19 protein-coding genes and 1 pseudogene are annotated in these 17,414 nt (G+C 40.3%); 7 read left to right on the top strand and 13 right to left on the bottom strand.

From position 1 onward, the window contains the following. The first annotated feature begins 110 nt into the window (after positions 1-110). A complete protein-coding gene (gene serS, locus DY200_RS02205) occupies positions 111-1,415 on the top strand; it encodes a serine--tRNA ligase (protein WP_115586755.1) in 1,305 nt (434 codons plus the stop codon). 129 nt (positions 1,416-1,544) lie between these two features. Continuing rightward, the gene (locus tag DY200_RS02200) at positions 1,545-2,027 is read left to right on the top strand and encodes a hypothetical protein (protein WP_115586754.1); all 483 of its coding nucleotides are present in this window, start codon (positions 1,545-1,547) and stop codon (positions 2,025-2,027) included. A gap of 88 nt (positions 2,028-2,115) precedes the next feature. Here the strand turns inward: DY200_RS02200 and DY200_RS10895 are convergent. Both DY200_RS10895 and pepE read right to left on the bottom strand, forming a co-directional pair. Then, positions 2,116-2,276 (bottom strand): annotated as a pseudogene (locus DY200_RS10895) (C4-dicarboxylate transporter DcuC); the annotation flags it as partial. A 1-nt stretch (position 2,277) separates the two neighbouring features. Further along, a complete protein-coding gene (gene pepE / locus DY200_RS02195) occupies positions 2,278-2,982 on the bottom strand; it encodes a dipeptidase PepE (RefSeq protein WP_115586753.1) in 705 nt (234 codons plus the stop codon). 250 nt (positions 2,983-3,232) lie between these two features. Between pepE and leuS the strand changes: the two genes are divergently transcribed. From leuS to holA, 3 genes are all read left to right on the top strand, one after another. Continuing rightward, on the top strand, positions 3,233-5,818 hold the full coding sequence (gene leuS, locus DY200_RS02190) for a leucine--tRNA ligase (RefSeq protein ID WP_115586752.1): 2,586 nt from the start codon (positions 3,233-3,235) through the stop codon (positions 5,816-5,818). A 99-nt stretch (positions 5,819-5,917) separates the two neighbouring features. Beyond that, a complete protein-coding gene (locus DY200_RS02185) occupies positions 5,918-6,412 on the top strand; it encodes an LPS-assembly lipoprotein LptE (RefSeq protein ID WP_115586751.1) in 495 nt (164 codons plus the stop codon). A 107-nt stretch (positions 6,413-6,519) separates the two neighbouring features. Beyond that, complete coding sequence (gene holA, locus DY200_RS02180; RefSeq protein WP_115586750.1) at positions 6,520-7,551, top strand: DNA polymerase III subunit delta; 1,032 nt, start codon at positions 6,520-6,522, stop codon at positions 7,549-7,551. A gap of 68 nt (positions 7,552-7,619) precedes the next feature. On the opposite strand, the gene yacG is transcribed toward holA, so the two are convergent. The 6 genes from yacG to DY200_RS02150 are packed head-to-tail and all read right to left on the bottom strand — an operon-like array spanning position 7,620 to position 12,159. Next, on the bottom strand, positions 7,620-7,808 hold the full coding sequence (yacG, locus tag DY200_RS02175; protein ID WP_115586749.1) for a DNA gyrase inhibitor YacG: 189 nt from the start codon (positions 7,806-7,808) through the stop codon (positions 7,620-7,622). Beyond that, complete coding sequence (gene coaE / locus DY200_RS02170) at positions 7,790-8,428, bottom strand: dephospho-CoA kinase (RefSeq protein WP_115586748.1); 639 nt, start codon at positions 8,426-8,428, stop codon at positions 7,790-7,792. Before coaE ends, yacG begins: the two co-directional genes overlap by 19 nt. 21 nt (positions 8,429-8,449) lie before the next feature. After that, positions 8,450-9,088 (bottom strand): prepilin peptidase, encoded by a 639-nt coding sequence (locus DY200_RS02165; protein ID WP_115587966.1) that lies wholly within the window; start codon positions 9,086-9,088, stop codon positions 8,450-8,452. A 26-nt stretch (positions 9,089-9,114) separates the two neighbouring features. Beyond that, complete coding sequence (locus tag DY200_RS02160) at positions 9,115-10,317, bottom strand: type II secretion system F family protein (RefSeq protein ID WP_115586747.1); 1,203 nt, start codon at positions 10,315-10,317, stop codon at positions 9,115-9,117. Beyond that, a complete protein-coding gene (locus tag DY200_RS02155) occupies positions 10,301-11,695 on the bottom strand; it encodes a GspE/PulE family protein (RefSeq protein ID WP_115586746.1) in 1,395 nt (464 codons plus the stop codon). Before DY200_RS02155 ends, DY200_RS02160 begins: the two co-directional genes overlap by 17 nt. 17 nt (positions 11,696-11,712) lie before the next feature. Further along, positions 11,713-12,159: a prepilin-type N-terminal cleavage/methylation domain-containing protein gene (locus tag DY200_RS02150; RefSeq protein ID WP_115586745.1), complete on the bottom strand. Its 447-nt coding sequence runs from the start codon at positions 12,157-12,159 to the stop codon at positions 11,713-11,715. Positions 12,160-12,340: 181 nt separating this feature from the next. Between DY200_RS02150 and radA the strand changes: the two genes are divergently transcribed. Then, on the top strand, positions 12,341-13,720 hold the full coding sequence (gene radA / locus DY200_RS02145) for a DNA repair protein RadA (protein ID WP_115586744.1): 1,380 nt from the start codon (positions 12,341-12,343) through the stop codon (positions 13,718-13,720). A gap of 58 nt (positions 13,721-13,778) precedes the next feature. On the opposite strand, the gene DY200_RS02140 is transcribed toward radA, so the two are convergent. The 5 genes from DY200_RS02140 to DY200_RS02120 form a co-directional block, all read right to left on the bottom strand. Next, positions 13,779-13,997: a YgjV family protein gene (locus DY200_RS02140; protein ID WP_115586743.1), complete on the bottom strand. Its 219-nt coding sequence runs from the start codon at positions 13,995-13,997 to the stop codon at positions 13,779-13,781. 126 nt (positions 13,998-14,123) lie between these two features. After that, positions 14,124-14,612 carry a type 3 dihydrofolate reductase gene (folA, locus tag DY200_RS02135; protein WP_115586742.1) on the bottom strand — a complete coding sequence of 163 codons (489 nt, stop codon included), beginning with the start codon at positions 14,610-14,612 and terminating at the stop codon, positions 14,124-14,126. 182 nt (positions 14,613-14,794) lie between these two features. Next, positions 14,795-15,805, bottom strand: coding sequence for a phage integrase (locus tag DY200_RS02130; protein WP_115586741.1), 1,011 nt, complete (start codon positions 15,803-15,805; stop codon positions 14,795-14,797). Positions 15,806-15,807: 2 nt separating this feature from the next. Then, positions 15,808-16,275 (bottom strand): hypothetical protein, encoded by a 468-nt coding sequence (locus tag DY200_RS02125; RefSeq protein ID WP_115586740.1) that lies wholly within the window; start codon positions 16,273-16,275, stop codon positions 15,808-15,810. A gap of 25 nt (positions 16,276-16,300) precedes the next feature. After that, positions 16,301-16,996 carry an XRE family transcriptional regulator gene (locus DY200_RS02120; RefSeq protein ID WP_115586739.1) on the bottom strand — a complete coding sequence of 232 codons (696 nt, stop codon included), beginning with the start codon at positions 16,994-16,996 and terminating at the stop codon, positions 16,301-16,303. Positions 16,997-17,150: 154 nt separating this feature from the next. Here DY200_RS02120 and DY200_RS02115 point away from each other — a divergent pair, with 154 nt between their 5' ends. After that, positions 17,151-17,360, top strand: a complete 210-nt coding sequence (locus tag DY200_RS02115; protein WP_244924174.1) for a Cro/CI family transcriptional regulator — start codon at positions 17,151-17,153, stop codon at positions 17,358-17,360. The last annotated feature ends 54 nt before the right edge of the window (positions 17,361-17,414 follow it).

Below are 17,414 nucleotides of genomic sequence, written 5' to 3'. Positions count from 1 at the left end.
AACTACGGATAACAGCAAGCACGGAACAAGCGGTCAAATTTGACCCGTTTTTTGTAACTCCGTATTGCCTGTGCCGTCCGTAGTCACAATTAAAAATTAAGGAATAAAAAATGATCGACCAAAATCTTCTTCGTACTAATTTAGACGATGTTGCAAATGCACTTAAAGTTAAACGTGGTTTTACCCTTGATGTAGAGCGTGTGAAAGCATTGGAAGAACAACGCAAAACACTTCAAGTAAAAACAGAAACCTTACAAGCGGAACGTAATGCCCGTTCGAAAAATATCGGTGCGGCAAAAGCACGTGGCGAAGATATTTCTGCGTTATTAGCGGAAGTAGATAATATGGGTAACGAATTAAACGAAGCGAAAGTCGCTTTAGACCAAGTACAAGCGGAAATTCGTGAGTTACTCTTATCTGTGCCGAACTTACCGGCTGACGAAGTGCCGTTAGGTAAAGACGACACGGAAAACTTAGAAGTGTCACGTTGGGGCGAACCTCGTCAATTTGACTTTGAAGTAAAAGATCACGTGGCATTAGGCGAAGCGTTAAACGGTTTAGATTTTGCTGCCGGTGTAAAATTAACCGCTAGCCGTTTTGTAGTCATGAAAGGCAAACTTGCTCGTTTACACCGTGCCTTATCACAATTTATGTTAGATCTTCATACCGAACAACACGGCTATGTGGAAACAAACGTACCGTTCTTAGTCAACCACGATACGCTGTTCGGTACTGGTCAATTACCAAAATTCGGCGAAGATTTATTCCATACTCAACCATTAACCGGTCAAGATCCAAACGAAACGCAACGTCCGTTCAGCTTAATTCCAACGGCAGAAGTACCGGTAACTAACTTAGTACGTGACGAAATTATTGATGAAGACAGCTTACCGTTACGTTATACGGCACACACGCCGTGCTTCCGTTCTGAAGCAGGTTCTTATGGGCGTGATACACGCGGTTTAATCCGTATGCACCAATTTGAAAAAGTAGAAATGGTACAAATCGTTGCTCCGGAAAAATCAATGGAAGCGTTAGAAGAATTAACTGGTCATGCTGAAAAAGTATTACAACTTTTAGGTTTACCATACCGTAAAGTTTTATTATGTACCGGTGATATGGGCTTCGGTTCGGCGAAAACTTACGATTTAGAAGTTTGGTTACCGGCACAAAATACTTACCGTGAAATTTCTTCTTGCTCAAATATGTGGGATTTCCAAGCTCGCCGTATGTCTGCCCGTTGCAAAGCAAAAGGCGATAAAAAAACTCGCTTAGTCCACACCTTAAACGGCTCAGGTTTAGCGGTGGGTCGTACTTTAGTTGCAGTACTTGAAAACTACCAAAACGCTGACGGCTCGATCACTGTTCCAGAAGTATTACGTCCATATATGGGCGGTGTGGAAGTAATTATTTGATATTTATGTACACACAAATTACTGCATAATTAAAAATAAAAACTAATCAACACAAAAAGTGATTCTAAAATTTTCGAAAAATTTAGATGCAGTCTTTTTAGACTGCATCTATTTATTTTAAGGTTATATATGCAAAAGACGATAATTTCTTTAATCACAGGAATTATAGTAGGACTATTTCCAGTAATTTATTCAAATTGGGTTAACAGCAGAGATTTAAAATTAGATATTTTTAATGATGAAATTCGATTTACTGCACCTTCCCTAAGGCAGAATACAGAAAACAAGATATCTATATTAGTCATTCAAGAACCATTATATATAAGTGCATACTCTATAGATAAAATATCCGTTACAACTGAGAATACTATTGGCTCTCAACCATATTATCTATTTTCAAAAGCTCATAAAGAAAATACCATTTTTATACTCATTTTTACAACATTAGGCTCTTTGATTATTTTATTAATAATAGCTTTTGTTATAGACATATTAACACCTTATAAAAAGAAAAAAGCCTCGCAAATAGAATCTTTAGAAAAACTAATTAAGGAAAATGGAAGTGAAAAAGAATTAAAAGACTTCCAAACAAGTATTAAAAAATTAATATAGCTATCTAAGCGAATTCTTGTACTACTAAAAGCAGTCTGAATTTGTTAATTTTTGGCAAGTTCAGACTACCTATTTTTTTATTACTACATTACAACATAAACAACGCTAAAAATAACGTTGCTAAAATCATACTGGGTGCGGTACGTTTTACCATCTCAACCGGACTGACCATTGTCCCCCCTGCATAAACAATCATTACCCAGCAATCGCTACCGCCATACCTAAATTCACGTGGGTAATAACAAATTCCTTAGTAGTTAAATGTTGAATTTACCGCTTTCGTATCAAGCTGCATTTTTTCACTAAAACAGAGAATATCTTGTGCACCGAGTACGGTCGCTTGTTCGCCTTGAATATGTAATGCGGTACCTTCCGGCATTGCATAAACCAAAGATTGCGGATTAACGATTAAAAATTCTTCTAAACGCTCTTCTCGACTTTCGCCGTTATGCCCTTGCATTTTGCCGGAAATAAAGTGCGGATTAATTTGATGTGGAAAGAGATTTAACGCATTAAAAGACGGCGGGTAAGTAATCGGCATATCATTGGTAGTCATAATCGAACTGCCTGCGACATTCGCACCGGCACTCCAGCCGAAATAAGGCGTTCCGCTATTGACTTTAGCTCGAATGGCATCCAATAAGTCATGCTCATACATTTGCTTCAATAAACAAAACGTATTACCGCCGCCAATTGCGATTACATCCGCTTGTTCGATAATATCGCGATGTTGTTTACCTCGATGCACCGATACGATTTCAACATCTAAAGATTGCAATGCGTTTTGTACGGTCGTTTCATATTCATCGAAAGAACGACGTACTCCCGCATAAGGTACGAAAGCGACTTTCTTACCTTTATAATCTGCTAAGAATTGCGCTAACCACGGTAATGTATGTACTAGATAAGCCGTATCCTTATATTTGGATCCGCTCATTAACAACATATTTTTCATATCGACTCTCCTATATATTCGATTTGTTCTCATTATCCCGTTAGATAAATAAAAAGCAAAAACAAAACTTCTATTTTTTGACAGTTGTCACAAAATAAAATACGTTTCCTACAAATTACTTTTTTACTTTCGGATAAATTCTTTCACTTGCAAAAAATCCCTAAAATCCAACCGCTTGCCATTCAAAAAAAGTCGTTTTTAGGGTATGCTAACAGTAATTTTTTTCGATAAGATTCAAAGGTTAAAATTTATGCAACAACAATATAACCCAAGTGCAATTGAGCCTAAAGTTCAGCAATTCTGGGCAGAAAATAAAGTTTTTAAAGCGGTTAAAGATGTAACAAAAGAGAAATACTATTGCCTTTCAATGTTGCCGTATCCATCAGGTAAATTGCATATGGGTCACGTACGTAACTATACAATCGGTGATGTGGTTTCTCGTTATCAACGTATGATTGGTAAAAACGTGTTACAACCAATGGGTTGGGACGCTTTCGGTTTACCGGCGGAAGGTGCGGCGGTAAAAAATAACACTGCACCGGCAAAATGGACTTATGAAAACATTGAGTATATGAAAGGTCAGCTTAAAATGTTGGGCTTTTCTTACGACTGGGATCGTGAAGTAACCACTTGCCGTCCGGAATACTATAAATGGGAACAATGGTTCTTCACTGAACTTTATAAAAAAGGTTTAGTGTATAAAAAAACATCAACAGTAAACTGGTGTCCGAATGATGAAACCGTGCTTGCAAACGAGCAAGTTCACGAAGGTTGCTGTTGGCGTTGCGATACGCCTGTGGAACAGCGTGAAATCCCACAATGGTTTATCAAAATTACTGACTACGCAGAAGAATTATTAAATCACTTAGATAATCTTCCACAGTGGCCTGATCAAGTAAAAACTATGCAACGTAACTGGATCGGTCGTTCTGAAGGGGTTGAAATTACCTTCAAAATCGCCGGTTCAAATGCTGAATTACCGGTTTACACTACTCGTCCGGATACGTTCTTCGGTGTAAGCTATGTAGCGGTTGCTGCAGCTCACCCATTAGCCGAAATGGCAGCAGAAAATAATCCTGCACTTGCAGAATTTATTCGTGAAGCGAAAAACACCAAAGTTGCCGAAGCAGAATTAGCAACAATGGAGAAAAAAGGTATGGCGACAGGCCTGTTCGCTATCCACCCGCTAACAGGTAAAGAAGTACCGGTTTGGGTTGCTAACTTCGTATTAATGCACTACGGTACAGGTGCAGTAATGGCTGTGCCTGCACACGATGAACGTGACTTTGAATTTGCTCAAAAATACGGTTTGCAAATTAATCAAGTAATTCAACCGCTTGACGGTGCTGAATGGGATTTCTCAAAAGCCGCTTATACCGAGCACGGTAAATTGATCAATTCAGCTGAATTTGACGGTTTAGATTTTGACCAAGCATTCAATGCGATTGCCGATAAATTAGAGTCAATGGGCGTAGGTAAACGCCAAGTAAACTTCCGTCTACGTGACTGGGGTGTGTCTCGTCAGCGTTACTGGGGTGCGCCAATTCCAATGATGACTACCGAAGACGGCGAAGTGGTTACCGTACCAATGCAAGATTTACCGGTGATTCTGCCTGAAGACGTAGTAATGAATGGTGTACAAAGCCCGATCAAAGCTGATCCTGAGTGGGCAAAAACCACTTACAACGGCAAACCAGCGCTAAAAGAAACCGATACATTCGACACCTTTATGGAATCGTCTTGGTACTACGCACGCTACACTTGCCCGCAATATCACGAAGGGATGTTAAATTCTGACGAGGCAAACTACTGGTTACCGGTGGATCAATATATCGGCGGTATCGAACACGCAACAATGCACTTGCTCTATTTCCGCTTCTTCCACAAATTGTTACGTGATGCAGGTATTTTGAACTCCGATGAACCGGCAACTAAACTTTTATGTCAAGGTATGGTGCTTGCTGATGCATTCTACTACACTAGCCCGACTAACGAGCGTATTTGGGTTAGCCCAACACAAGTGACGTTAGAACGTGATGAAAAAGGCCGCATTATCAAGGCGACTGATCCTGAAGGTCGTGAGTTAGTTCACAGTGGTATGACCAAAATGTCGAAATCGAAAAATAACGGTATCGACCCGCAAGAAATGGTGGAAAAATACGGTGCGGATACAGTACGTTTATTTATGATGTTTGCTTCACCGGCAGAAATGACGCTTGAATGGCAAGAGTCAGGTGTGGAAGGGGCAAAACGCTTCTTAGGTCGTGTGTGGAATTTAGTGTATGAATACAATCAAAATCCTGCGACAGCAGCATTAGATGTAGCCGCATTAAGCAAAGCACAAAAAGAACTTCGCCGTGACGTACACAAAACCATCGCGAAAGTATCTGATGATATCGGTCGCCGTCAAACATTCAACACCGCAATCGCGGCGATTATGGAATTGATGAACAAGCTGACGAAAGCACCACTTGAAAACGATCAAGATAAAGCGGTAATGGCGGAAGCATTAAGTGCGGTAGTTCGTATGCTTTACCCGATTACGCCGCATATCTGCTTCGAGTTATGGCAAGCGCTAGGTAATAACGATACGATTGACTTTGCGCCATGGGTAGTTGCAGATGAGTCAGCAATGGTTGAAGACGAAAAATTAGTTGTGGTACAAGTAAACGGTAAAGTTCGTGGTAAAGTTACCGTTTCGGCAACAGCAACCGAAGATGAAGTCAAAGCGATTGCGAAAGCGGATGCCAACGTAGCGAAATTCTTAGAAGGCATAGAAATCGTGAAAGAAATCTATGTACCGTATAAGATGTTAAGTTTTGCAGTAAAAGCCTAATAACCGTAGGGGCGAACTATGTTCGCCCTTTATTGTGAATATTACGGAAATGAGTATATGTAGCACTTCTCTACAACCCTATTTTGATTGGAGTTCCCAATGTTAAAAAAACTCTCTCTTTTAGCCGTTCTCGGTTTAACCGCTTGTGGCTGGCATTTCAAAAACAATGAAGTATTGCCGCAGGACTTACGTACACTGACTTTTGAAAGCGCCGATCAGCATAGTGATATGTCACGTACTTTACGTCATCAATTACAACTTAACGATGTAGAATTAGTTTCCGCAACGGAAGGCGTCGCTAAATTACGCCTTGTCGGTGCATCAAGCGGCAGTAAAGTCGTTTCGGTGTTTAAACAAGCGCGCGAAGCGGAGAAATTACTGACATTGAATGTACAGGCGATTGTTGATGTACCGAAAAAAGGTGCATATCCGTTAGAAGTTTCCGTTCACCGTACTTTCTTTGATGACTCTCGTGCCGCATTGGCAAAATCGGCGGAACAAGAAACGATTATGAAAGATATGTATGAGCAAGCTTCTCGCCAATTAATTATCAAAATGGCTGGTTTACATAAAGAATTAAATCAAGCTAAGTAATTCATTAACCACAGATAACACGGATTTCACGCAAACAAGCGGTTAAATCTTGCACTTTTTTACAAGCAGGTAATCCGTGTTTATCCGTGTAATCCGTGGTTTTCAATATGCAAAAAGTTTTCCCTGAAGCACTTCCTAACCTTTTATCTAAAAGCCTCTCCCCTTTCTATCTACTGACAGGCAATGATCTTCTACTGATTAACGAAAGTAAAGATCACATCGTGCAAGCCGCTCGTTTAGCGGATTTCGATGAGAAACAAGAAGTCAGTATTGCAAATGATACAAAATGGGAAGCTCTGTTTGAGGCGGCACAATCAAACGGTTTGTTCTTTAACCGCCAAATTATTATTCTCAACCTGCCGGAAGCGCCAACTGCAGCACAAATGAAAAATGTTGCGGAGTTATGCCGTTTTAGCCATCCGGATCTATTGCTGATTCTCTGCTTACCGAAATTCAGTAAGGCAATAGAAAAACAAGCATGGTTCACACAAATCGAAGCGCAAACGGTGCAAGTCAATTGCCAAACTCCGGAAATAGCTAAATTACCGACTTGGCTCTCACATAGAGCCAAGACGATGGAATTGCAGATTGAACCAGAAGCGGTGCAACTACTCTGTTATAGTTATGAAGGAAATTTATTGGCACTAAAACAAGCGTTACAAATGCTACAACTCCGTTTTACCGACGGAAGAATTTCACTGGCTCGCGCTAAAGAAGTGGTAGAACAATCTGCGCAATTCTCACCGTTTCAATGGATTGATGCACTGTTAGAAGGCAAAATTGCCCGTGCGGAACGCATTTTAAAACACCTACAAAATGAGGAAGTTCAGCCGGTTGTCTTGTTACGTATTATTCAAAAAGAACTACTGGTGTTACTAGAAATTACTCGCTCTCCGCAACCGGTGCAAAATAGCAATCAGCCGTTATATATGGGTAATTTACGTGCGGAATTTGACCGCTTGAAGGTCTGGCAAAATCGTCGTCCTTTTTATCAAGCAGTAGTGCAACGCTTAACGTATAAAAAATTGTATCAACTTATTCAACTCTTGGCAGAATTAGAAAAGCAAGTAAAACAAGAATTCAGTGATGAGATTTGGTTGGAATTAGAACGCTTTTCCGCCTATTTTGAAGAGAAATAAAAACGGAAGCGACTACAAGCGGTTAAATTTCATGATAAATTTACCATAGCTTCCGTTAAAGTTACCGATTAATAACGCCCTTCTAAATCAGAAGTCATCACATCATTTTCAACAGCAGCGATACGCTTTTCCTCATTTGCCCATTCACCCAAATCGATCAATTGACAACGTTCGCTACAAAACGGACGATATTTACTTTCCGGCTTCCAAATCACTTCTTGATTGCAAGTCGGACAATTTACGATAGTTTCTGACATTCGCTTTCCTTATCTTTTGCTAAATCTAAATACTGTTGGTGTAAGGCGAAGACTTGTGTTTTTATACGCTCAAGCCCCTGTTCCAACGGTAAATTATTTTCAATCACATCATCGGCATAACGCAGTCGCTCTGTTCGGCTAACTTGTGATGCCATAATGCTTTTAATCGTTTCAACCTTACTTTGATCTCGCTTGGTTGCTCGTTCCAGCTGAATAGCAGGCTCTACATCAATCACGATTACTCGGTCACAAAATTCAGTAAGGTTATTTTCAATCAGTAGCGGCACCACAAATAATAAATATGGTTCGGAACAGGCTTGTATTTGGCTTAACATCTCTTGGCGAATGGCCGGATGCAACAAATTATTTAACCATATTTTCTCTTGTTCCTGTCGGAAGATGATTTGGCGTAACTTGGCTCGATCCAGTTCACCTTGCGAGGTTAAAATCTCATCGCCGAAATGCTCGGCAATTTTGCTCAATAGCGGAGAGCCCTTTTCAACCACTTGGCGTGCAACAATATCCGCATCAATTAACGGCACCCCGAGTTCGGCAAATAAGTTTGCGACTGTCGTTTTGCCACTTCCGATTCCACCGGTTAAACCGACTACATAGCTCATTTGTAATTCCCATACTAACCATTAGATATAAATTTTATCAATAATTAGCACGAAAGTCGAAAAGCTAATAAAAGGAATAAAGGGTAATTTTTTAAGTGTTTTTTTCATCACTAAGAAATAGAACAGATAAAACGCGATACCGGAAAAGGAAGCGATCAATAATAAAAGAAAAACGTCTTCCAATGAGAATAAGGGCGAGAGAGCGATAAACAATAAACTGTCTCCGCTTCCCAATATTTCTTTTTTAAAGATTAAATGAGAGCATAAACCCAGCATACCAAAGAAAAGACAGCAAAAAAGCAGACTTTCTTGATAAGCTATTTCCACCGAACGTAATAATGCCAAAACAAAGACTGCAGCAACATAGCGAATATCCGTTAAGTAATAACAATAATCTAAAGCCGATAGAAAGCATAAAATCATCAGTAGCAACGCAACGACGGGATCAGCAATTCCAAAAGCAAGCAGAGGAAAAACGATATAAAAAAGATTGCCCCACCATTTATATTTCGGCTGTAAATTTGAAGCATTGCGAAAATCTTGATAGCTGTATGCTATAGGTAATAACGTCGAATATTCAGAGTAAATTTGCCGATTAATATATTCTGCAAATTGAGGAATACTTCGCTTACACCACCATGCGAAAATCGGAGAACTCATTACGATAACGAATTGCGCTATTGTCACTAACCGCCTCCGACTAGTCCGCCTAAATCAAAAATCGGTAAATATAATCCGATCAAAACCGTACCGATAATTAATCCGATAATCAGCATTAAGATCGGCTCGAGTAGCTGCGATAACAGGTCAACCTGATCATCCAATTGTTGTCGATATAACTCCCCGATATAGCTACACATCTGCGCTACATTCCCACTCTGTTCTCCAATGGCAAGCATTTGTACTACTTGAATACCGAACACACTCGCATTAATACTTTCGGAAAAGCGATAACCTTGTTTTAATTGAGCTAAAATATTTTCTATCTCTTTTTGTAACCTCAAATCTTGCGATTGTGTAGCAAGAAAGGTATTTAACGCCGTTTCCAGCCGAATATGCGCTTTTAGCATCAAGCCGAGATTTTGACTAAAAAATACTATACGAACGTTTTCGACTATCTTATTAAAAATAGGCAAAGCACTTAACATCCCGTTTTTTATAGCGGTTAAAAATCGATATTTTTTTGCAAAAAAACGGAAAAAACCGACCGCTAATAAACTGACTATCGTTACCTGTAATAAAGAATGTTGTAAGAAGTGCGATAATGTAAATAGCATTTGTGTAATTAAAGGAAGCGGCTTTTCACTACCGGAATACAGCTCGATAAATTGCGGCACGATAAAAAGGAGCATGGCGAGAGAAAGCGCAACGGAAATAATCAAAGTGACGACAGGATAAAACATTATCTTTTTTATTTTCTTATGTAATTTTTCGGTTTGATAGCGATTTACCGCGATATTTTGCAAAATTTCGCCTAATCGTCCGCTTTGTTCGCCAATCCGTACCAGCTGTATTTCCGATTTCGCCAAATATAAATTCAGTTTGGTTAAACTTGACGACATTGTATAACCCGATTCTATCAAACGGTTTAAATCACTTAGCCACATATAGATCCGAATATGATAAGTATTTTCTAACAACATATTCAGCGCTTGTTTTAAAGGGACTGCAGAATTCAATAAAAGCGCCAACTGTTTAATTACTTGAGTAATCGATTCTGAAGAAGCCTGTGTGACAAAACGAAAATTACGTTGGATACGGATCTGTGAATAGCCTTTTGCTAATAAACGCCGTTCCAATTCCGTTCGATGACAAGCTAACGCTTTCCCTTTTTGAAGTTGTTGAAAACGATTTTTAGCTTTCCAATGAAATTCATACACTTTCAACATGACCTAACACTCTCTCGATTTCTTCTAATGAAGTGATTCCCGTCTTAAATTTCTGTTGCGCACTTTGATATAAGTTTTCAAAATCCAAACAAGCGGTCGATTTCTCAAAAATTTTTCCATTTTTTGAAAACAGTTGATAAACGCCGATTCTGCCTCTGTAGCCGTGATAACAATGTTTACAGCCTTTTCCGCCGCATTCGGTACATAATTTACGAACTAAACGTTGCGCCACGACAAGTAATAACGAATTATTGATTTCATATTCTTTGATACCGAGCTGCAATAAGCGTTCGATTGCCGAAGGCGCATCATTGGTATGTAAGGTCGAAAGCACTAAATGCCCGGTTTGTGCCGCACTTAATGCAATTTCGGCACTTTCTTGATCTCGAATTTCACCTAACATAATCACATCCGGATCTTGTCGTAAAAACGTTCTTAATAGCCGGCTGAACCCTAAATCTATCGCCGGGTTTATTTGCGTTTGGATTATGCCTTCAAGTTCGATTTCTATCGGATCTTCGGCGGTCAAAATATGCCTTTTACTGTCATTTAAATAATCCAACGCACTATATAAGGTAATACTTTTACCACTGCCGGTCGGTCCCGTAACTAATATTAATCCTTGAGGTTGCCGCAATGCCCGCAACAACTTTTCCTTCTGCTCCGCCAAGAAGCCCAACGTAGTAAAATCAAAATGCGTCGGTTTATTTTTTTGTAGCCGTAAAACGACTTTTTCGCCCCAATAAGTCGGTAAACTCGAAACACGGAAATCCAATGTTTCGGATAAGATTGTCTTAAAACCGAATTGCCCGTCTTGCGGAAGACGGGATTCACTAATATCCAGTTTAGCTAATAATTTAATGCGAGAAATAAGTCGATTGGCAAGTTGGAGAGAAAATGATTTATACGGATGTAACACGCCATCGATACGTAATCGAATCAACATTTTGTCTTTTTGCGGTTCTAAATGAATATCCGAAGCATTATGTTTTAAACCGTATTTAAACAGGCTGTCCAACACTTGAATAATCGGATCATTAACATCCGAATGCTGCGCTTGTGCTAAAGGTTGATAAGGTAATTCCGTTTCGTCATATACCGATTGTTGTTCCGGCATTAATTGCCCGAGCAGGTATTTCAATTCTTCGGAAGAGACCAATACCGGCTCAATCCGCTTATGCGTAAGAAAAGCAAAAATCTCGCAAGCACTGAGATTATTCGTATCATCGATTGCCAGCCATAATGTTTGTTCGTCTTCCCTAAGCGGTACGGTGAGATAACGTAATAAGATATGACGTTCATCATAATTTTTTTGCCACTGTTCCTCGGAGATCCGGAATACTTGCCGATTGTTTACATCACATACGGAATACTGCATATCTTGCTCCGAAAAATTTAATTTGATACGCAGAAATTTGCCGGAAATAAACTTAAGTCCTCCCCTTTACATTTCGTTTCCCAAGAAATAGTGCTACCGTTATGAATCGGTGTCATCGTATAACCGTATTCCTGTAGATTCCCTTTCCCCGTTACCGTAATCGTTCCGCCTTCCACCGTAATGGTATTTAAATATTTAGCCTGTCTAAGCTCCGTCATTTTTCTGACACCGTTTTGACCGCCGCTACAGTTTTTAGAATCTCCGGTGTTATATATGCAGATCTCGACATCCGTTTTATAAGAAGCCGATGCCGCCAATAGCTCCGAAAGCGCCGCTTTTTGGGTATAACTGTTATATGACGGAATCGCAACCGTAGCTAAAATGGCAATAATCGCAATCACGATCATCAATTCAATTAAAGTAAACGCGTTAGTAAGCGGTCGAATAAGACTTAGTTTTTGCATATCCCTCTCCTTATCATATCTAAGATCTGCTTACTAAACAGTCTGCAATAATTTGTTTTCTCTAACCAGTAAGATGACCGACTTCTGCGATCCGTATCGCAAAAACAGAATATTTATAACTGTTTATTTACTCAGTATCTTTTGCTATGATTATATCGTTTTAACAAATTCAGAGGTCAAAATGGCTAAAGCACCAAAAACAGCTTATGTATGTAATGATTGCGGCGCGGAATATTCTCGCTGGATGGGGCAATGCAAAGAATGTAAGTCTTGGAATACCGTGAGTGAAATTAGACTTATCTCGAGTAAAGAAGCAACAAAAAGCGACCGCTTCAGCGGATATGCCGGCGAAACCTCAGGTAAAGTTCAAACCTTATCCGAAATCAGCTTACAAGAAGTGCCTCGTTTTAGCAGCGGCTTTAATGAATTGGATCGCGTACTGGGCGGCGGTGTCGTGCCGGGTTCGGCAATTTTAATCGGCGGCCATCCCGGTGCCGGTAAATCCACTCTGCTTTTACAAGTAATGTGCGGTTTGTCTAAAGATTTGCCGACCCTTTACGTGACCGGTGAAGAATCCCTACAACAAGTGGCGATGAGAGCGAATCGTTTAGGCTTACCGACCGACAATCTCAAGATGCTTTCAGAAACTTCGGTCGAGCATATTTGTAATATCGCCGACCAAGAAAAGCCGAAAATTATGGTAATCGACTCAATTCAGGTCATGCACCTTGCCGATATTCAATCTTCTCCCGGTAGCGTTTCGCAAGTGCGGGAGTGTGCTTCGTTTTTAACTCGCTATGCGAAAACACGGCAAGTAGCGATTATTATGGTCGGACACGTAACCAAAGACGGGACGCTTGCCGGTCCGAAAGTGTTGGAACACTGTATTGACGCCTCGATTTTACTGGAAGGCGAATCGGACTCTCGATTCCGTACCTTACGCAGCCAGAAAAACCGTTTCGGTGCGGTCAATGAATTGGGCGTATTTGCCATGACCGAGCAAGGCTTACGAGAAGTAAAAAATCCTTCCGCGATTTTCCTCAGCCGTAGCGATAAACAAACGCCAGGCAGTTCCGTGATGGTGCTTTGGGAAGGAACCCGTCCGTTATTAGTCGAAATTCAAGCGTTGGTCGATCATTCGATGTTGGCTAATCCTCGCCGTGTCGCCGTAGGTTTGGATCACAACCGTTTATCGCTCTTACTTGCGGTGTTACATCGCCACGGCGGTTTGCAAATGTCGGATCAAGATGTGTTCGTCAATGTGGTCGGCGGGGTAAAAGTGACCGAGACCAGTGCCGATCTCGCCCTAATTTTGGCGTTAATTTCCAGTTTTAGAAATCATGCGCTACCGCAAGATTTGGTCGTATTCGGCGAGGTGGGATTAGCCGGAGAAATTCGTCCGGTACCGAGCGGTCAAGAACGTATCAGCGAAGCGGCGAAGCACGGTTTTAAACGTGCGATTATTCCTCACGGCAACGCACCTAAAAAACCGATTAAAGGTATGGAAGTCTTTACCGTTAAGAAACTAAGCGACGCACTGGATATCCTCGGCAATCTATAATACAAAAACAGACCGTGATAAGCGGTCTGTTTTAGTTAAAATCTTACGAATTGATTTCTTATGGTTTATGCCGATTTTTAAAGACAAAATAAAAATTCAGTGACGCCACAAATAAATTCATCACCATTACCGGAACGGAACCGATAAAAAAGCCGTAAATCACAAACAGTACGCAACCAATCGCATTAATCAACCGGAGCTTAATCACATCTTTTAATACAAAAGATAAACCGACAAATCCCATTGCCGCATAACCTAGCAGTTCAACGTAATCCATATTTACTCCTTTAAATAAAATTGTCGAACCGATTGTACGCTTTCTTTTTTATTTTGTGTTTAAGCAATAGAAATGCAAAGGTTTGCGTTTTGTAAAGATTAATTATTTGCTTATAAAATAAGCGTTTTATTTTCTCTCTAAAATCATAAAGCGGCAACGATAGGCGTTTTGTTCGTCAATTTCCGACCATTTTTCTTCGGATAACCGCCAATTTGATTCGTCAAACTCAAACAGCGTATCGCCCTCAATTTCAGCCTGAATTTCCGTTAAATAAAGTCTGTCCGCTTGCGGAATTGTTTGTTTAAACAACTCGCCGCCGCCGATTACCATAATCTCATCCGTATTTGCAAAAGTTTCGGCTAATTCGACCGCTTGCGCAAAGTTTTCCGCCATATAAGCCCCTTCCACACAAAATCCTGAACGCGACAAAATAATATTCGGCCGTTTCGGTAAAAGTCGCCCGATAGATTCATAGGTTTTGCGCCCCATAATCACCGGCTTACCTAGCGTATTTTGTCGAAACCAAGCCAAATCCACCGGTAAATTCCATGGCATTCGGTTCTCTTTACCAATCACATGATTTAAGGTTCTGGCAACAATTAAACTTATCTTCATTTTTTCTTCCTTTTCAACAAAATTAGGCGTGATTTTAACAAATAATCTAAAATCACTTCCGTAAAGCATTGAAAATACTGGGATTCTAGATATATCAACGGTTTCCGACAATCATCAAAACGACAATTAAAGACAAAAAGCGACAAAACAACACCAAGCGATCGCCACTTTATCGCCACATTTTAGAGATTGCTGAGCGGATTTAGCGTAACCGCCGATTCCAAGAACGAAGGCGCAAAATGCGCATAACGCATCGTCATCGTAATATCAGAATGGCCCAAAATATCACGCAATACCAATAAATTTCCACCGTTCATCATAAAGTGCGATGCGAAAGTGTGGCGCAAAATATGCGTATTTTTCCCCTCTGGCAGCACAATACCCGCTTTCTTAATCATTTTCGCAAAAGCCGTCATCTCAGCCGTAAACAACCGCCCGCTTTTATCGGGAATCATCTCATACAGTTCTTTAGAAATAGGCACAGTTCTCACTTTACCGTTTTTCGTGTTCGGGAAAGTCACTTTATACGGAATGATTTGTGAACGAGTAAGATTCACCACTTCCGACCATCTCGCCCCCGTTGCCAAAGCCAAGCGCACCACAATTTTAAGGTCAGGCGAGAATTTATAGTTATCAATCACGTGCAATAAACGCTTAATTTCATCATTCGACAAAAATACAATTTCACGTTCACGCACTTTAAAGCTACGCACATTTTTCAGCGGATTGCCACCGCTCCACTTGCCTAAACGCTCTAACTCATTAAACACGCCACCGAGCAAAACTTTCTCATTATTGACGGTCGATTCCTTTACTTGCTCACGATAACGCCAAAACGTCACATCGCCATTCAGCCGTCTAGCGCGATATTCTGCAAACATCGAAGCCGATACATCTTTTGCCAACGGATTCCCCATTGCCTCAGCCATGTAGCCCAAACGATTTAACAAGCGATTGCCATTTCGCAATGACCGACCGTGCAACTCATACCATAATTGAATCAGCTCAGACAATAACGGCGACTGCTCCATCTTCACAATCACTTTCTGCGCAAGCGGGCTATTTTCAGCCTTCAGCGCAGTAAAATATCGATTCGCTTCTGCCTTACTGTTAAACCACTTCCGCACACGCTTGCCGCTAATATAAGCCTCAGCCAACCAACGCCCACGGCTTTCATCTTTACGAACACCCATAATTATTTGCAATCATGTTTAAAATTATCAAAATCAGCCTTTGTAAATTCAACAAAGTAAGCTGGAACAGCTACTTTATTCATTGAATTTATGTTTAACAGCATTCCATCAACATAAAACGCAATCTGTTTTTTCTTGAAGTCATGCTTTGTAAATTGCAAACGAATAAACGTGTTATGGTTTTCTGACGGCATAAACGTTTCTTTAGTGTCCTCGCTCGTATAACGCAGACTTACTGGAGAATTAGCTTTTTCTTCAAACGTTACACTTTTTAACGGCATCTTTCTAAATTGCTCGCAAGTCATTGTTAAGCCAAACGCATTCTGACTACTATCCCCAAACACAATAGTAAATGCTGGTTTATTATTCTTCGTAAAACCACCAGAAACCAATAGCGGTGAATATACTTCTTTCTTGGATGGAGGAATTTCAGCAACTGCATTAAGTGATACAATACTCGTTAATAGCATTAAATTTCTTATGAACTTCATCTCTCTACCCCAACTTCTTAACCTTCATCTGAGAAAACTCCACTTTCCCATGAATAGTAAGTTTTCCCTCATTCTCTTTTGTCACTTCCCACGGCTGATAAAATTTATTATCAGAAATCACAAGTAGCTTCTCGCCCGCTAACTGTAAGCGCTTAACATAAAGCATCTCGCCATAGCTAAAGACATAAATACCATCGCCCTGGTACATCGGTTTATTTGTATCAACAAACAGCAGATCACCGCTACAGATAGTCGGCTCCATGGAATCGCCCGTCACATTGATAATCGCAAGCCCTTGACTGTTGGTGCGCTGGAAAACCTGCATAAAATAAGTTGGGTCAAATTCAACAGCGTGCGTCAATTCTGCTAAATCCCCAACAAAAGCCCCATTTCCCGCCGAAGCAAACACATCTAACACCTCAAGGCGAATACCGCTTTCTTCCTCAAGCTTAGTTTCGCAAGCGGTCGAATTTGCCGGTAAATTTGCAAAATCAGGCAGATTACCCTCACCAGTTTTTAACCATTCAATAGGCACTCCAAGTGAACTTGCAATTTCAAAAATTTTTTTAGGCTCTAAAGTTTGCCCTTCTACTATCTTTGCCATTGCTGGTCGGGTTATGCCTACTAAAGTTGCTAATGAATTGATATTTAAGCCTTTCATCTTCATAGCCCAACTCAGTCTACTAGCTAAAGTTTCCATTTTTTTACCTCAAAAAGAATCTAATGTTAAAAGAATAAAACTAAAGTTTCGCAAAAACAACAAAATAAAAATTACTAAATGCACTTGCAAATAGAAATTAAAGTTTCTATAATCCGAGCCATCAATAGAAACAAAAGTTACTATGGAGGTTAATTTGAATAGAGAAATTGCAAAAGCAGTTAATTTGGTAGGTAGTCAAGCCAAGTTAGCGGAGTTATGTGGTGTTAGTCATACCGCAGTAAAAAAATGGCTAAAAGGTGGTGGCATTGACGGAAAGCATCTACTAAGCATCGAGCAAGCAACCGAAGGAAAAGTAACGATTAGAGAAATTTGCGAGGCGTTAAAAGATGCACAAAACGCTTAACTTAATTATTGATGCCCTCATTATCGTAGCCGCTTTTATGGCAGCACTGACCGC

Origin of the sequence: Actinobacillus lignieresii (genome assembly GCF_900444945.1) — a bacterium.
Classification (GTDB): domain Bacteria; phylum Pseudomonadota; class Gammaproteobacteria; order Enterobacterales; family Pasteurellaceae; genus Actinobacillus; species Actinobacillus lignieresii.
Note: the sequence above shows the minus strand (reverse complement) of the source record. Positions and strands in the feature narration are given on the sequence as shown.

Coding starts and splice junctions, on each gene's coding strand:
- serS (WP_115586755.1), top strand. CDS start 111: ATGATCGACCAAAATCTTCTTCGTACTAATTTAGACGATGTTGCAAAT.
- DY200_RS02200 (WP_115586754.1), top strand. CDS start 1,545: ATGCAAAAGACGATAATTTCTTTAATCACAGGAATTATAGTAGGACTA.
- pepE (WP_115586753.1), bottom strand. CDS start 2,982: ATGAAAAATATGTTGTTAATGAGCGGATCCAAATATAAGGATACGGCT.
- leuS (WP_115586752.1), top strand. CDS start 3,233: ATGCAACAACAATATAACCCAAGTGCAATTGAGCCTAAAGTTCAGCAA.
- DY200_RS02185 (WP_115586751.1), top strand. CDS start 5,918: ATGTTAAAAAAACTCTCTCTTTTAGCCGTTCTCGGTTTAACCGCTTGT.
- holA (WP_115586750.1), top strand. CDS start 6,520: ATGCAAAAAGTTTTCCCTGAAGCACTTCCTAACCTTTTATCTAAAAGC.
- yacG (WP_115586749.1), bottom strand. CDS start 7,808: ATGTCAGAAACTATCGTAAATTGTCCGACTTGCAATCAAGAAGTGATT.
- coaE (WP_115586748.1), bottom strand. CDS start 8,428: ATGAGCTATGTAGTCGGTTTAACCGGTGGAATCGGAAGTGGCAAAACG.
- DY200_RS02165 (WP_115587966.1), bottom strand. CDS start 9,088: ATGAGTTCTCCGATTTTCGCATGGTGGTGTAAGCGAAGTATTCCTCAA.
- DY200_RS02160 (WP_115586747.1), bottom strand. CDS start 10,317: ATGTTGAAAGTGTATGAATTTCATTGGAAAGCTAAAAATCGTTTTCAA.
- DY200_RS02155 (WP_115586746.1), bottom strand. CDS start 11,695: ATGCAGTATTCCGTATGTGATGTAAACAATCGGCAAGTATTCCGGATC.
- DY200_RS02150 (WP_115586745.1), bottom strand. CDS start 12,159: ATGCAAAAACTAAGTCTTATTCGACCGCTTACTAACGCGTTTACTTTA.
- radA (WP_115586744.1), top strand. CDS start 12,341: ATGGCTAAAGCACCAAAAACAGCTTATGTATGTAATGATTGCGGCGCG.
- DY200_RS02140 (WP_115586743.1), bottom strand. CDS start 13,997: ATGGATTACGTTGAACTGCTAGGTTATGCGGCAATGGGATTTGTCGGT.
- folA (WP_115586742.1), bottom strand. CDS start 14,612: ATGAAGATAAGTTTAATTGTTGCCAGAACCTTAAATCATGTGATTGGT.
- DY200_RS02130 (WP_115586741.1), bottom strand. CDS start 15,805: ATGGGTGTTCGTAAAGATGAAAGCCGTGGGCGTTGGTTGGCTGAGGCT.
- DY200_RS02125 (WP_115586740.1), bottom strand. CDS start 16,275: ATGCTATTAACGAGTATTGTATCACTTAATGCAGTTGCTGAAATTCCT.
- DY200_RS02120 (WP_115586739.1), bottom strand. CDS start 16,996: ATGGAAACTTTAGCTAGTAGACTGAGTTGGGCTATGAAGATGAAAGGC.